15 protein-coding genes are annotated in these 13,556 nt (G+C 70.8%); 11 read left to right on the top strand and 4 right to left on the bottom strand.

The features are described from left to right. Positions 1-48: 48 nt before the first annotated feature. From F1734_RS00445 to F1734_RS00435, 3 genes are read right to left on the bottom strand one after another with little or no spacing between them, the layout of a single operon-like run. The gene (locus F1734_RS00445; protein WP_017680100.1) at positions 49-1,665 is read right to left on the bottom strand and encodes a solute symporter family protein; all 1,617 of its coding nucleotides are present in this window, start codon (positions 1,663-1,665) and stop codon (positions 49-51) included. After that, on the bottom strand, positions 1,662-1,997 hold the full coding sequence (locus tag F1734_RS00440; RefSeq protein ID WP_017680099.1) for a DUF485 domain-containing protein: 336 nt from the start codon (positions 1,995-1,997) through the stop codon (positions 1,662-1,664). The genes F1734_RS00445 and F1734_RS00440 overlap by 4 nt, the downstream gene beginning before the upstream one ends. After that, on the bottom strand, positions 1,994-2,488 hold the full coding sequence (locus F1734_RS00435; RefSeq protein ID WP_017680098.1) for a nuclear transport factor 2 family protein: 495 nt from the start codon (positions 2,486-2,488) through the stop codon (positions 1,994-1,996). Before F1734_RS00435 ends, F1734_RS00440 begins: the two co-directional genes overlap by 4 nt. A gap of 122 nt (positions 2,489-2,610) precedes the next feature. Between F1734_RS00435 and F1734_RS00430 the strand changes: the two genes are divergently transcribed. The 7 genes from F1734_RS00430 to F1734_RS00400 all read left to right on the top strand — a co-directional run bounded on the left by F1734_RS00430 (position 2,611) and on the right by F1734_RS00400 (position 10,212). Further along, entirely contained in the window at positions 2,611-3,213 is a 603-nt protein-coding gene (locus F1734_RS00430; RefSeq protein ID WP_026137610.1) for a TetR/AcrR family transcriptional regulator, read from the top strand. 87 nt (positions 3,214-3,300) lie between these two features. Next, positions 3,301-4,497 carry an acyl-CoA dehydrogenase family protein gene (locus F1734_RS00425; protein ID WP_010594083.1) on the top strand — a complete coding sequence of 399 codons (1,197 nt, stop codon included), beginning with the start codon at positions 3,301-3,303 and terminating at the stop codon, positions 4,495-4,497. Then, complete coding sequence (locus F1734_RS00420; protein WP_140189020.1) at positions 4,494-5,237, top strand: hypothetical protein; 744 nt, start codon at positions 4,494-4,496, stop codon at positions 5,235-5,237. The genes F1734_RS00425 and F1734_RS00420 overlap by 4 nt, the downstream gene beginning before the upstream one ends. Then, positions 5,234-6,091, top strand: a complete 858-nt coding sequence (locus tag F1734_RS00415; RefSeq protein ID WP_040269896.1) for an alpha/beta fold hydrolase — start codon at positions 5,234-5,236, stop codon at positions 6,089-6,091. Before F1734_RS00420 ends, F1734_RS00415 begins: the two co-directional genes overlap by 4 nt. After that, positions 6,088-7,788 (top strand): AMP-binding protein, encoded by a 1,701-nt coding sequence (locus F1734_RS00410; RefSeq protein WP_064065637.1) that lies wholly within the window; start codon positions 6,088-6,090, stop codon positions 7,786-7,788. Before F1734_RS00415 ends, F1734_RS00410 begins: the two co-directional genes overlap by 4 nt. Beyond that, positions 7,775-9,010 carry an acetyl-CoA C-acetyltransferase gene (locus F1734_RS00405; RefSeq protein WP_064065638.1) on the top strand — a complete coding sequence of 412 codons (1,236 nt, stop codon included), beginning with the start codon at positions 7,775-7,777 and terminating at the stop codon, positions 9,008-9,010. Before F1734_RS00410 ends, F1734_RS00405 begins: the two co-directional genes overlap by 14 nt. Further along, on the top strand, positions 9,007-10,212 hold the full coding sequence (locus F1734_RS00400) for a CoA transferase (protein ID WP_203011221.1): 1,206 nt from the start codon (positions 9,007-9,009) through the stop codon (positions 10,210-10,212). The genes F1734_RS00405 and F1734_RS00400 overlap by 4 nt, the downstream gene beginning before the upstream one ends. A 22-nt stretch (positions 10,213-10,234) precedes the next feature. Here the strand turns inward: F1734_RS00400 and F1734_RS00395 are convergent, their stop codons facing one another. Next, positions 10,235-10,813, bottom strand: a complete 579-nt coding sequence (locus tag F1734_RS00395; RefSeq protein ID WP_010594076.1) for a TetR/AcrR family transcriptional regulator — start codon at positions 10,811-10,813, stop codon at positions 10,235-10,237. Positions 10,814-10,953: 140 nt separating this feature from the next. Between F1734_RS00395 and F1734_RS00390 the strand changes: the two genes are divergently transcribed. Genes F1734_RS00390 through F1734_RS00375 form a run of 4 tightly spaced genes read left to right on the top strand, consistent with a single transcriptional unit; the run spans position 10,954 to position 13,530 of the window. After that, positions 10,954-11,517 (top strand): FAS1-like dehydratase domain-containing protein, encoded by a 564-nt coding sequence (locus tag F1734_RS00390; RefSeq protein ID WP_010594075.1) that lies wholly within the window; start codon positions 10,954-10,956, stop codon positions 11,515-11,517. After that, entirely contained in the window at positions 11,517-11,927 is a 411-nt protein-coding gene (locus F1734_RS00385; protein WP_017680089.1) for a Zn-ribbon domain-containing OB-fold protein, read from the top strand. The genes F1734_RS00390 and F1734_RS00385 overlap by 1 nt, the downstream gene beginning before the upstream one ends. Beyond that, positions 11,924-12,334 (top strand): MaoC/PaaZ C-terminal domain-containing protein, encoded by a 411-nt coding sequence (locus tag F1734_RS00380; RefSeq protein WP_040269882.1) that lies wholly within the window; start codon positions 11,924-11,926, stop codon positions 12,332-12,334. The genes F1734_RS00385 and F1734_RS00380 overlap by 4 nt, the downstream gene beginning before the upstream one ends. After that, positions 12,331-13,530, top strand: coding sequence for a lipid-transfer protein (locus F1734_RS00375; RefSeq protein WP_010594072.1), 1,200 nt, complete (start codon positions 12,331-12,333; stop codon positions 13,528-13,530). Before F1734_RS00380 ends, F1734_RS00375 begins: the two co-directional genes overlap by 4 nt. Positions 13,531-13,556: the final 26 nt, after the last annotated feature.

The raw sequence follows: 13,556 nt of genomic DNA, 5'->3' as shown, positions 1-13,556 counted from the left end.
TGACGGGCACCCGCACTCGCATCGCCCGGGTGCGGGTGCCCGTCGTCGTCAGTGGGCGGTCGCGACCTCCGCCCCGATGCCGGTCTCGGCGCGCACGAGCATCTCCGCGAACTTCTCGTCCTCGTGTGCGGAGCGTCCGCGCCGATTCTCGGCCACGAGTGAGCCGACGACGCACGCGGCCAGGCCGAGCGGCATGGTGACGATCACCGGCAGCTGGATCGTCAGGGGGGCCGGTCCGCTGCCGAGCCACAGCGCCTCGGTGAACATGAGACTGACGACGGTCGAGATCAGGCCGGTGAGGATTCCCCACACGGCGCCGGTGCTGTTGAAGCGCCGCCAGTTCAGGCTGAGCACCAGCGACGGCAGGTGGGCGCTGCCGGCCACCATGAACGCCATGCCCATGAAGTAGGTGATGTTGGTGTCGTCACCGATCAGCATGGTCAGCACTATTGCGACGACGCTGAATGCGACGGCACCGAACCGGGCGACGCGGGCCTGCGCGTTCTCCTCGCGTGTGCGCGCCGCGACGTCGAGTTCGTCCACCGGCGGCGTGCGGGTCAGCGCCGGCCAGATGTCGCGGGCGAAGGTGCCCGCGGCGGAGATCACCACGCCGGCGACGACGGCGACGATGCTCGCGAAGGCGACCGCCGCGACCATCGCGAGGGCGATCGAGCCGCCGATCGTGCCCACGCCGCCACCGAGTTCGGTGACGAGCACGGGCGCCGCGAGGTTGCCCCCGGCGCCGACCCGATCGGCGCCCTCGTCGCCCAGCAGGGCGGCGGCGCCGAAGCCCATGACGATGACGATGAGGTAGAACATGCTGCACAGCGCGACGGTCCAGCCCAGCGAGCGCCGGGCGGTGCTCGCCTCGGGGACGGTGAAGAAGCGGATCAGGATGTGCGCCATGCCCGCGGTGCCGAGCGCGAACGCCAGCGAGTACGACACGAGGTTCAGCGCGCTGGTCTGCCCGAAGATCAGGCCGGGGGACAGGACGGCTTCGCCCGCGACCGCGTGGTCGGTCGCGGTGTCGAGGACCTTCGGGAAGCTGAACCCGAACTGCGCGAGGATGCCCAGGCCGACCGCGACGGCGAGGACCGACAGGATCGTGGACTTGATGACCTGCACCCACGTGGTGGCGAGCATGCCGCCGACGAAGACGTAGATGCCCATGAGGGTGCCGGCGACGATGACGGACAGCCAGAACGGGATGCCGGAGACCGACTCGAGCAGCACCCCGGCCGCGACGAGTTGCGCGAGCAACACGAAGGTGCCGGTGGCGATGGTGCTCAGTGCCACGACGATTCGCACACTGCGTGCCTCGGTGCGGAACACGAGCACATCGGCGAGGGTGTACTTGCCCACGTTGCGCATCTTCTCCGCGAGCAGGAACAGCACGGGCAGGAACGAGACCACCGAGGTGCAGAGGATGACCGCACCGTCGACGCCCTTGTAGAAGATCAGGCCGGTGGTGCCGAGAAAGCTTCCGGCCGAGATGAATTCACCGGCGATCGCGAAACCGTTCTGCCAGCTCGAGATCGAGCGGCCGGCGGCGAAGAACCCGTCGGCGCTGCGGGCCCGCCGGGACACGGCGAACGTGACCCACAGGGTCAGCGAGATCACCGCCGCGCAGATCGCGATGGCGAGGTAGTCGGCGTCGCCGGTCATGCCGCACGCTCCTGGTTCTCGAGGACGGCCGCGACGGCGGCGTCGGCGGCGGGCTGGATGTAGGTGCGGGTGAGCCGGAAGTAGGCGTAGACGAGCACCCACGTCCCGGCGAACTGGGAGAACACGACCCACAGCGAGAGGGGCACGCCGAGCAGTTCGGTCTCGCCGAGGAAGCCGGGGAAGTAGGCGAAGCCGACGAGGAAGGACGCGAAGAGGACGATCGCGAGGCCGCCGAGGGAGTTGGTCACGGTGCGCCGACGGCGGCGCAGTTCGACGACCTCGGGCAGGGCGAGCATCGCGCTCCAGGTCGGTTGCGTGCGCAGTTCGGTCACGGTCGCACCGCCGCGCGCCGCGCCGTCTCGAGCGCGAACAGGTTCTCGTCCCAGCCCTGTTCGAGCGGGCCGAAGAAGTGGAAGCGGACCTGTTTGACCCGGTAGCGCCAGCGGCCGTCGACCTTGACGACCTCGTCGGTGTAGCGGCCGGCGGCGATCGCGGGGGCGCCGTCGGTGACGCAGGGCTGCCACAGGAACGACCGCACGGTGGCGCGGTCGCGGTCGAGGTCGATCTCCATGTTCGTGATGAAGTGCCAGAACGTCGTCAGTCCGCCGGCGGCGAGGCCGGCGAAGAACTCGCGCATCTCGGCCTTGCCGCGGGGACGGGACAGGCCGTCGAACTCGCCGTCGTCGGTGAACAGGTCCATCAGGGCGTCCCAGTCGCCGTCGTCGAGATGGCGGCAGTAGCGGGCGTCGAGCGAACGGATCGCCTCGAGGTCCTCGAGGCGGGCGATCCGCTCGGCGAGCGTGAGATCGGGGAGGGTGGTCACAGTGCGTCCTTCGACGAAGTGGTTAACGCATGTTCATGTGAGGTGGACCATAAACGGAGCGCAATGGACACGTCAAGACGGCCTTCTTGCTGGTCGCGACCCGGACCTCTACCCTGCACCTCATGAACACTCGATCGGGCACGGCCCTGGTGGGCGTCCGCGAACGGATCCTCGACGCGGCGCTCGACGAGTTCTTCGCGGCCGGTTTCCACGGCGCCACGATGCGCACGATCGCCAACCGTGCTGGTTGCAGCGCCGCGAACGTCTACAACCACTTCGAGAACAAGTCGGAGCTGCTCGTCGAGATCCTCCGCGCGGCCAGCGACGAGCAGTTCACCGCCACGCGTACCGCCCTGCGCAAGGCCGGCCCCGATCCCGCCGAGCAGTGGCGGACCGCAGTGGTGGCGCATGCGCTGTTCACCGCCCGCAACCCGCGCGAGTGCCTGGTGGCGAACACCGAGCTGCGGTACTTGGGCGAGGTGGACCGCAAGCGGGTCGTGGGCTCGCGCGACGCCCAGGAGCAGCTGTTCGTCGACATCGCGGAAAAGGGTGTCGAGCTGGGCGTCTTCGAGGTTCCGCACGTGCATCAGGCGGTGACCGCCGTGCTGACGATGTGCGCCGGGATCCCGCTGTGGTTCCGGCCCGACGGGCCGCTGAGCGCCACCGAGGTGGCCGGCGACTACGGCCGGTACGCCCTCAACCTGCTCGGCTACCGCCCGTCCTGAACCGGCCGTTGACGCGTGGTCGGCGTCGTGCTCTACTGGGTGAACAAGCGTTAATGACCAGATTCTGGTTCATCGAGGGAGTCCCCAATGACCCACCGGCCGTCGCAGCCGCGCACCGACACCCCGCGGTACCTCACCGAAGAGCGCCTCGCCATCCGCGACCTCGCCCGCGACTTCGCCATGACGAAGGTGCTGCCCGTCGCCAACGAACTCGACCCCGTCCAGGGCACCATCCCCGACTCGCTGAAAAAGGAGATGGCCGAGATCGGGTTCTTCGGCATCATGATCCCCGAGGAGCACGGCGGCCTCGGCCTCGGCGTGTTCGAGTACTGCCTGGTCGCCGAGGAACTGTCCCGGGCCTGGATGAGCGTATCGGGGCTGCTCGCCCGCGGTAACGGCATGGGCGGCGGCTTCACCCCCGCGCAGGAGGCAGCCCTGCTCCCGAAGGTGGCCCGCGGCGAATACCTCGGCGCGTACGCGCTGTCCGAGGCGGAGGCCGGCTCCGACGTCGCCAACATCTCCTGCCGGGCCGTCCGCGACGGCGACGAATGGGTCGTCAACGGCACGAAGATGTGGTGCACCTACGCCGACGAGGCCGACTACCTGGTGCTGTTCGCCCGCACCGATCCGCACAGGGATCCGGCCAAACCGCACCGGGGAATCAGCGCGTTCCTCGTCGAGAAGCAGCGCGGCGTCTTCCCGGAGGGGATCTCGGGCACCAAGGTCCGCAAGATCGGTTACTTCGGCTGGAGTACCTGGGAACTGTCGTTCGACAACTTCCGCATCCCCGCCGACAAGATGCTCGGCGAGGAAGGAAAGGGCTTCTACCTCGCCGTCTCCGGGCTCGAGGTCGGCCGCGCCCACACCGCCGCCCGCGCGATCGGCCTCGCCCGCGCGGCCCTCGAGGACTCGATCGCCTACGTGCACACCCGGCGTCAGTTCGGCCGGCCCATCGGCGACTTCCAGCACCTGCGGTTCAAGATCGCGAAGATGGCGGCCGACATCGAGGCGGCCCGCCAGCTCATGTACTCCGTCGCCACCGACATCGACACCGGACGCCGCTGCTCGCTCGAGGCGTCGATGTGCAAGCTCGTCGCCACCGAGATGGCCGAGCAGGTCACCAGCGAGGCGGTGCAGATCCACGGCGGCGCCGGCTACACCACCGACTTCCAGGTCGAACGACATTGGCGCGACGCCCGCCTGACGAAGATCTTCGAAGGCACCAGCGAGATCCAGATGCGCATCATCTCCGACGAGCTGCTCGGAAGGCCGGAAACCGCATGAGCACCACCGTGACCACATCGCACACCGTCCGCGTCGGCGATCGCACCGCCGGCGCCGTCCGGATGACCGTCGATCTGCTTTCAGAGTCCGGAATCGTCCTCCCCACAGGCACACTCGCTCTCGGCACCGTGGCCGCCGAGCTACTCACCCCGCGCGTGCCGGCCGCACATCGCACGGGGCTGCGCTGGACCGCGATCGCGCCGGTCACGGCGGTGGACCGGATCCGGTCGGAGGCCGTCGTCACCCGCGTCGAGGGCACCACCGCCGAGCGGTTCGTCCGCGTGCTCGACGCCGCCGGGGCCGTCCGCGAGGAGGGGACCGAGACCTGGCAGCTCGACTCGCCGGCCGCGACCGCCACCGAGCTCGACTTCTGCACCCCTGCGTGGGGAGAGTTGTTGCGCGGCAGCCTCGCCGACGATCCGGCCTTCGCCTCGTCGCTGGCCACATGGGACGGCACCGTCGGCCTGCGCAGCGGCGACCGCGAGGTGCACCTGCGGATCTACCGTGGCCGCATCGTCGACGTCACCCGCCGCACCCCGCACGGTGCCACCTTCACGTTCGTCGCACCCGACCACCTGTGGGTCGACCTGGTCCTCGGTGCGCGCGACGACTTCATGCGCCGCGCGATCGGTGGCGAATTCTCCGCCACCGGAGACGGATACGAGTACCTCCGGCTCACCAAGCCGCTGAACCTGATCATCGGCCACGCCCGTGCCGTCGCGAGAAAGGCCCGCTCATGATCGAGGCCCGCTACCTGGACATCGACGGAGCCCTCGGGTTCGTCGAGATCGTCACGCCCGAAGGGACTCCCGCCGCCGACACGCTGCCCACCGTGCTGTGCCTGCACACCGCCGGCCAGAGCGGAGTGCAGTGGCGGCACGTCGCCCGCGACCTCGCCGTCCGCGGCTACCGCGTCCTCGTGCCCGACCTGCCCGGCCACGGCCGCTCCGAGCCGGCCCCGGCCGGACCGGTCACCAGCCTCACCACCTACGGCGACTGGCTCGGCGCGCTGCTCGACGCGCTCGACGTGCACCGGCCGTACGTGCTCGGCTGCTCCATCGGGGGCAAGCTGACCCTCGAGCTCGCCACCCGGCCCGAGCGGCCGCTCGCCGGCGCCGTCGCGATGGAGGCCGAGGCCGCTCCGGGCCGGGTCAACGTCGCCGGTCTGCGGCGCGAACTCGAGGACGTCGCCGGGCCGTCGCGCGCCGAACGGACCTACCTCGGCACCCTCGCCTCCGTCGGGCGTTCGGTACCCGTCGCGACGGCGCACCGGATCGCCCTCATGCACAAGCGGGAGGACCCGGAGATCTCCTCGTCCGACCTCATCGGCTGGGGCACCCACGACGTCCGCGACCGGCTGTCGCAGTTGACCTGCCCCCTGCACCTCGTCGTCGGCTCGGACGACCCGTGGCTCGAGCCGGACGCCGTCGCGGACCTCGCCGACCGGATCAACGAGATCTCGCCCGGCCGCGCACGGTTCACCCGGCTCGACGGCATCGGCCACTACCCGATGGAGGAGGTCGACGACTTCGCCGCGCTCGCCGACGCCTGGCTCACCGAGCTACGTGCCGCCACCACGGAGGTGCTGTCGTGACCGCCACGACCACCGCGGGGCTCGCCGCCTTCCTCGACGACCTCGTCGCCGCCGATCCGGACGCCGTGGTCACCTACGACGTCGCCGACGGCCGGCTGCTGGCCTGCACTCGGGCCGAGCTTCGCCGCCGCGCGCAGGCGCTGCGGACCGAACTCGAGGCCGTCGGCGTCGAGCGCGGCCGGTGCGTCGCCGTCCTGCTCCCCAACTGGTCCGACGCGCTCGTCTGGCAGTTCGCGGCCGCCGCGCTCGGCGCCCACGTCATCGGGGTCAACACCCGCTACAACACCGGGGAGGTGGCCCACATCCTCACGGCCGCGCGGCCCGCGGTCGTGGCCGTCGCGGCCGGTTTCCACGGGCTCGACCTGTTCGGCACCCTGCGCGACGCGGCGGGCACCGCGGCGGTGCCGCCCCCCGCGGTCGCCGTCGTGGGCGGCCCCGGCACCGACGCCGGCGATCCGACCGGATTCGATCTCGGCGCGGGCTCCTGGTGGGCGGGCAGCGGCGACACCCGCGGGGTGCGCGTCCCGGACACCCCGGACACCGCCGTGCCCACCCCGGCCGGGACGGAGGACGATCCGGCGGATCCGCTGGCCGTCGCGTTCACCACCTCCGGCTCCACCGGCACCCCGAAGCTCGCGGCGCACCGGGACTCCGCGGTGGTGCGGCACGCCCGCGCGGACGCCGCGATCATGCGGGTCGCCCCCGGCGACGTCGCGCTGTGCGTGCTGCCGGTGTCCGGCGTGTTCGGCTACAGCACCGCGATGGCCGCCCTCGCCGGGGGCGCCACGCTGCTCATGGAGCCGGTCTTCGACGCGGCGGCGACGCTGCGCCGCATGGAGCACCTGCACGTGACGCACGTGGTCGGCGGCGACGACCTGTTCGGACGCCTGTACGACACGTGGCACGGCGAAGTGCGCGCCGACCTGTCCGCACTGAAGTGGCTCGGCATCGCCGACTTCCTCGGCCGCTCCCACGAGATCGCCCGCTGGGCCCGCGACGAGTTCGCCGCCCACACCTCGGGGGTGTTCGGCTCGTCCGAGGTGTTCGCGCTGACCCTGCTCTGGTCGGACGACGACCCGGAGTCGGTGCGCTGGAACGGCGGCGGCCGGCCGGTCGATCCGGCGATCCGGGTGCGTATCGCCGACCCGCTCGACGACCGGGTGCTTCCGGACGGCGAGCAGGGCGAGCTGCAACTGCGCGGCCCCAACGTCGTCGACGCCTACCTCGGCAACCCCGACGCCGCCGCGCGCGCGTTCACCGCCGACGGCTGGTTCCGCAGCGGCGATCTCGCCGTCGCGACCGGCGACGGCGGCTGCACCTACGTGTGCCGGATGGGAGACGTGCTGCGGCTGCGGGGATTTCTCGTGGACCCGGCCGAGATCGAGCACCGGCTGGCCGAGCACCCCGGGGTGCGGACGGCCAAGGTCGTCGGCATCACCGGCGACGGCGGCTACACCCGGGCCGTGGGTTTCGTCGTCCCCGCCGACGACGCCCCGGCCGACTTCGATGCGACGTCGCTGAAGGCCTGGTGTGCCGAAACGCTCGCCGCGTTCAAGGTGCCCACGATGATTCACGTCATCGAGGCGATGCCCACGACGGTGGGCGGCAACGGCACCAAGATCCGTGCCGTGGAACTGCGCGAGTGGGCGCAGGACTGGACCGACCGGGAAAGGGACTTCCGACATGACGACAACTGATGCGACCGCCGACGACGTGGTGATCTGCGAGCCCCTGCGCACGCCCGTCGGCCGGTACGGTGGGGTGTTCGTCGACGTGCCCGCCACCGACCTCGCCGCCCAGGTGATCTCGGAGCTGATGTCCCGCACCGGGATCGACCCGGAATCGGTGGACGACGTGATCTTCGGCCAGTGCTACCCCAACGGGGAGGCCCCCGCGATCGGCCGCGTCGCCGCGCTCGACGCGGGCCTGCCGGTGACCGTGCCGGGCCTGCAACTCGACCGGCGGTGCGGGTCCGGGCTGCAGGCCGTGCTCGACGCCGCGATGCGCGTGCAGACGGGCGTGGCCGACGTCGTGATCGCCGGTGGCGTCGAATCCATGAGCCGCGCCGAGTACTACACCGAATCGATGCGGTGGGGCGCCAAGGGCGCGCCGGCCGCGCTGCACGACCGGCTCGCTCGTGGCCGTGTGACCGCCGGCGGGCGAAACCATCCCGTGCCCGGCGGGATGCTCGAGACCGCGGAGAACCTGCGCCGCAAGTACGGGATCGGTCGTCGCGAACAGGACGAACTGGCGGTCGAGTCGCATCGGCGTGCGGTGGCGGCGATCGACTCGGGGGTGTTCGCGGAGGAGATCGTGCCGGTGTCCGTGCCCCAGCGCAAGGGTGACGACCGGGTCGTGGACCGGGACGAGCACCCGCGGGCCGACACCACCGTCGACACCCTCGCCAGGCTCCGGCCGATCATGGCGGCGCAGGACCCGGAGGCGACGGTGACCGCAGGTAACGCCAGCGGTCAGAACGACGGTGCCGCAGCGTGTCTCGTCACGACCCGCGCCCATTCGGAGCGGCTCGGCCTGCGACCGCTGGGCCGGCTGGTCACGTGGGCGGTGGCCGGCGTCGCACCGGCCGAGATGGGCATCGGACCGGTGCCCTCGACCGAGAAGGCCCTGAAGCGGGCCGGTCTCACGCTCGCCGACATCGACCTGATCGAACTCAACGAGGCGTTCGCGGCGCAGGCGCTGGCGGTGACCCGCGAGTGGGGCTTCACGGCAGCCGATTTCGAGCGGACCAACGTCAACGGCTCGGGAATCTCGCTCGGTCACCCGGTCGGGGCGACCGGCGTGCGCATCCTCGCCACGCTGCTGCGCGAACTCGACCGCCGCGGAGCGCGGTACGGACTCGAGACGATGTGCATCGGCGGTGGGCAGGGGTTGACGGCGATCTTCGAGAGGGTGGCATGACGACGCGCCCGCTCGACGGGGTGCGCGTCGTCGACCTGTCCAGCTTCGTCGCCGGACCGACCGCCGGGCGCATCCTCGCCGAGCTCGGCGCGGACGTGATCCGTGTGGACCCGCTCGGTGGCGCGGTCGACGGTGGTCGCTGGCCCCTCGCGGGGTCGGGGGCGAGCCTGTACTGGACGGGCCTGAACCAGGCGAAGCGGTCCGTCGCGGTGGATCTGCGCAGCGAGGACGGCCGCGCCGTCGTCACCGACCTGATCGCCGAGGCGGGCATCGTGCTCGAGAACGCGGCCCGCGCGCCCTGGCTCGCGCACGACGTGCTCGCCGCACGGCGGCCCGACCTGATCCACCTGCACATCGCCGGCAACGCCGACGGCTCGCCGGCGGTGGACTACACCGTCAACGCCGCGGTCGGGCTGCCCCTGATGACCGGACCCGTCGACGGGACGGTCCCGGTGAACCACGTGCTCCCGGCCTGGGACCTGATCACCGGGGTGCAGGCGGCCCTGGGCATCGTCGCCGCGCTGCGGCGGCGGGATCGCACGGGTGAGGGCGCCTACCTCGAACTCGCCCTCGAGGACGTCGCGGTGTCCGCGGTCGCGAGCATGGGCTGGCTGGCCGAGGCGGAGGAACGCGGGTCCGGCCGGGAGCGGCAGGGCAACGCGCTGTACGGCAGCTACGGCTCGGATTTCGCCACCGCCGACGGCCGTGCCGTCATGGTCGTCGGCCTCACCGCCGCCCAGTGGCGGGGGCTCGTCGAGGTCACCGGCACCGCCGAGGTGTTCGCGGCACTCGAACGGCATCGCGGGCTGCGATTCGCCGACGAGGGCGACCGCTACGCTGCGCGGGACGAGATCACCGCGATCCTGCGTCCGTGGTTCTCGGCGCGCACGCTCGCCGAGATCGAGAAGGAACTGTCCGGCAGCCGGGTGCTGTGGGCGCCGTACCGGACCATGGACGAGGTGGCCGCCCGCGAGTATGCCGTGATCGAACGCGTCGAACAGCCCGGTGTCGGTGCGGTACCGACGGCGCGCTCCCCGTTGCGCTGGGACGGGACGTACACCGGGGCGCGCCCGGCGCCCCAGCATGGGCAGCACACCCGCGAGGTTCTGGCGGAACTCGGGCTGGGATCCGGCAGCATCGACGCGCTCCTGGATGCCCAGGCGGGGACGCCGGCGCCGTCGGCCCGGCCCGACGGGGCGTAGCACCACGCCCGCGAACACGGCGTCATTTCTCCTCCGCGAAGCCCCCGAAGAACAGCGCGACGAGCAGGTCGGTGAACTCGTCCGTCGTGTAGTCGTCGCGTCCCGGCCAGTGCATGCTCGCCCACAGTGTGTCCCGCACGGTGCGGTAGAAGACCTCGGCGGGAATGTCGGAGCGGAAGCTGCCGTCGGCGACACCGGCGGCGAGGGCGGTGAGCCAGTAGTCGCGCACCGTGCGTGACGGCGCGTCGACGACGTCGAGCAGGCCGTTGTCGCGCAGGTATTGCCGGTTCTGCTGGTAGATCGCCGTCGGATGGGGATGTTCCTCGATCACGGCGAGCGTTTGCCGAATCAGGCCGCGCACCGTCTCGCGCGCGCTCGTCGATGTCTCCACCACGCGCCGGAAGCGCTGGTCGATGTCGGCCATGAAGCCGCTGAGGATCTCGGCGACGATCGCATTCTTCGATCTGAAGAAGTGGTACAGGCTGCCGGAGAACACTCCGGCGCGTTCGCCGATGTCACGGACCGTCGTGGGGGCGATCCCCTTGGTTGCGAAGAGTTCGGCCGCGAGCCGCATGATCTCGTCGCGTCGGTCCGACGTCATGGTCAATTTCCCTTCCGTTTCGCCGGTTCGGCTCGAGTTTTCTGCCGTCCGTTCCAACTGAGTGGGAACGGGCCGTCCCGGCGGGGCATCCGCGCCTACCGTACTGCACCAAGCGCTTGCTCAAGAAAGGTGGTGCGGACGTGCCGACGCTGGAACAGGAGTTGGAACGGGAGTTCGAGCAGTACGTCGGGCGGGTGGCCGAGCCCGCCCGGGTGGCCCGGTACGCCGTGGACGAGGCGATGATCCGGAACTGGGTCGAGGCCCACGACGACTACAACCCCGTCTATGTCGACCGGGACGCGGCCCGCGCGACCGGACGACCGGACGTGGTGTGCCCGCCCGCGATGATCTCGACGTGGGTGATGGCCGGCTACCGGCGCTGGCGCGAGGTGCAGCGGCTGCGCGCCGAAGGACGGACCGAGGACTTCGCCTACTCCGAGCTGATGACTCTGCTGGACCGGCACGGCTTCACCTCCGTGGTCGCCACCAACGTCGAGCAGGACTACCACCGCGAACTCGTCCCGGGCGACCACGTCACCGCGCACTTCACCATCGAGTCGATCTCCCCGGTCAAACGCACCGGCCTCGGCCGCGGCTGCTTCGTCACCCTGCACAAGCGCTACGAGAACCAGCACGGCGACCTGCTCGTCGAGGAGCGATTCCGGTTGCTCCGCTTCGACCCGAACACCACCGAGGAGGCGTGATGACGGCCGTTCCCAGGTTGACGATCACCCAGGACAACGAGTTCTGGTTCGCAGCCGCCCGCGAGGGCAGGCTCGAGATCCAGCGCTGCAGCGACTGCGGCGCACTCCGGCATCCGCCGGGACCGGCGTGTCCGAAGTGCCGCTCCTTCAAGTGGGACACCGTCGAGTCGTCGCGCCGCGGCACCCTGCACAGCTGGACCGTGATCCACCACCCGAAGGACCCGTCCTTCGACTATCCCCTCGCGGTCGGGCTGATCGACCTCGAGGAGGGCATCCGGATCGTCGCCGACATCGCCGGGGTCGAGCACGACCGGCTGCGGATCGGCATGGAGCTCGAGGTCGGCTTCGCCGAGCACGCGCACGGCGAAATCCTGCCGCAGCTGCGCCTTCCGGGCGGAGGTGCCGCATGAGCCTGCCGACCGTGTCCGTCGGCACCGAACTGCCGGCACTGGACCTACCGCTCGACCGCAGCGCCATCGTCGCCACCGCGATCGCCTCCCAGGATTTCGAGGATGTGCACCACGATCCGGGTGCAGCCGAAAAGCGCGGCACGCCCGACATCTTCATGAGCATCAACTCGACGAACGGATTCGTCGACCGCTACATCACCGACTGGGCCGGGCCGGCCGCCCGCATCCGCCGCGTCGCACTGCGGCTGGGCGTCCCCAACTTTCCCGGCGACACCATGCGCCTGACCGGGACGGTGACCCGCGTCGACGCCGGCGCCGTCACCGTCGAGGTGCTCGGCCGCAACGCCCGAGGAACACATGTGACCGCCGAGGTCACCGTCGCACCGTACGAAGGACAGACACGATGAGCGGCAAGGCAATTCCCGGCGGGGGTTTCGCCCGCAAGGCGGCGATCGCGGGTATCGGCGCCACCGAGTTCTCCAAGAACTCCGGGCGCAGCGAATGGCAGCTGGCCTGCGAGAGCGTGCTCGCCGCGCTCGAGGACGCGCAGATCGGCGTCGAGGAGGTGGACGGCTTCGCGCTGTTCACGATGGAGACCAACCCCGAGATCGCGGTCGCCCGGGCACTCGGCATCCCCGAACTGACGTTCTTCAGCCGCATCCCGCACGGCGGCGGCGGCGCGTGCGCACCCGTGCAGCAGGCGGCGCTCGCCGTGGCCAGTGGGGTCGCCGACGTCGTGGTCGTCTACCGGGCCTTCAACGAACGCTCCGGCACCCGGTTCGGCGCCGGCCCGCCGCCGTTCGCCTACACGGCCAACACCGACCAGGAATACCGCAACTGGATCAACCCCTACGGGTTGCTCACCCCCGCCCAGCAGGAGGCGTTCCTCGCCCGGCGCTACATGCACAAGTACGGGGCGACCAGCGCCGACTTCGGCCGCATCTCCGTGCTCTCGCGCAAGCACGCCGCCGTCAACCCCAGGGCCTGGTTCTACGAGCGGCCCATCACCCTCGACGACCACCAGAACTCCCGGATGATCGCCGACCCGCTGCGGCTCCTCGACTGCTGCCAGGAGAGCGACGGCGGCCAGGCCCTGGTGATCGTCAGCACCGAGCGGGCCCGCGACCTGCCGCACCCGCCGGCCGTCGTCTCCGCCGCCGCGCAAGGCGTCGGACCCCAGCAGATCTCCATGAGCAGCTACTACCGCGAGGACATCGACGAGATGCCCGAGGTCGAGCTGGTGGCACGGCAGCTGTGGGATCAGGCCGGCATCGATCCGGACGACATCGACGCCGCGATCCTCTACGACGCGTTCACCCCGATGGTGCTGCTGCAACTCGAGGAGTACGGGTTCTGCGGCCGCGGCGAGGCCAAGGACTTCATCGCGGACGGCAACCTCGAACTCGACGGCCGCCTGCCCGTCAACACCCACGGCGGACAACTCGGCGAGGGATACATCCACGGCGTCAACGGAATCGCCGAGGGCGTGCGCCTGATCCGCGGTACGTCGGTGAACCAGCCCGGCAAGGACGTGTCGAACGTTCTGGTCACGGGCGGCTCCCCGGTGCCGCACAGCGCACTCGTGCTCTCCGCCGACAACTGACCGACCACCCATCCAGAGAAAGTCCG

The organism is Rhodococcus ruber, assembly GCF_016804345.1.
GTDB classification, from domain to species: domain Bacteria; phylum Actinomycetota; class Actinomycetes; order Mycobacteriales; family Mycobacteriaceae; genus Rhodococcus; species Rhodococcus ruber.
Note: the sequence above shows the minus strand (reverse complement) of the source record. Positions and strands in the feature narration are given on the sequence as shown.

Coding starts and splice junctions, on each gene's coding strand:
- F1734_RS00445 (WP_017680100.1), bottom strand. CDS start 1,665: ATGACCGGCGACGCCGACTACCTCGCCATCGCGATCTGCGCGGCGGTG.
- F1734_RS00430 (WP_026137610.1), top strand. CDS start 2,611: ATGAACACTCGATCGGGCACGGCCCTGGTGGGCGTCCGCGAACGGATC.
- F1734_RS00425 (WP_010594083.1), top strand. CDS start 3,301: ATGACCCACCGGCCGTCGCAGCCGCGCACCGACACCCCGCGGTACCTC.
- F1734_RS00420 (WP_140189020.1), top strand. CDS start 4,494: ATGAGCACCACCGTGACCACATCGCACACCGTCCGCGTCGGCGATCGC.
- F1734_RS00415 (WP_040269896.1), top strand. CDS start 5,234: ATGATCGAGGCCCGCTACCTGGACATCGACGGAGCCCTCGGGTTCGTC.
- F1734_RS00405 (WP_064065638.1), top strand. CDS start 7,775: ATGACGACAACTGATGCGACCGCCGACGACGTGGTGATCTGCGAGCCC.
- F1734_RS00400 (WP_203011221.1), top strand. CDS start 9,007: ATGACGACGCGCCCGCTCGACGGGGTGCGCGTCGTCGACCTGTCCAGC.
- F1734_RS00395 (WP_010594076.1), bottom strand. CDS start 10,813: ATGACGTCGGACCGACGCGACGAGATCATGCGGCTCGCGGCCGAACTC.
- F1734_RS00385 (WP_017680089.1), top strand. CDS start 11,517: ATGACGGCCGTTCCCAGGTTGACGATCACCCAGGACAACGAGTTCTGG.
- F1734_RS00380 (WP_040269882.1), top strand. CDS start 11,924: ATGAGCCTGCCGACCGTGTCCGTCGGCACCGAACTGCCGGCACTGGAC.
- F1734_RS00375 (WP_010594072.1), top strand. CDS start 12,331: ATGAGCGGCAAGGCAATTCCCGGCGGGGGTTTCGCCCGCAAGGCGGCG.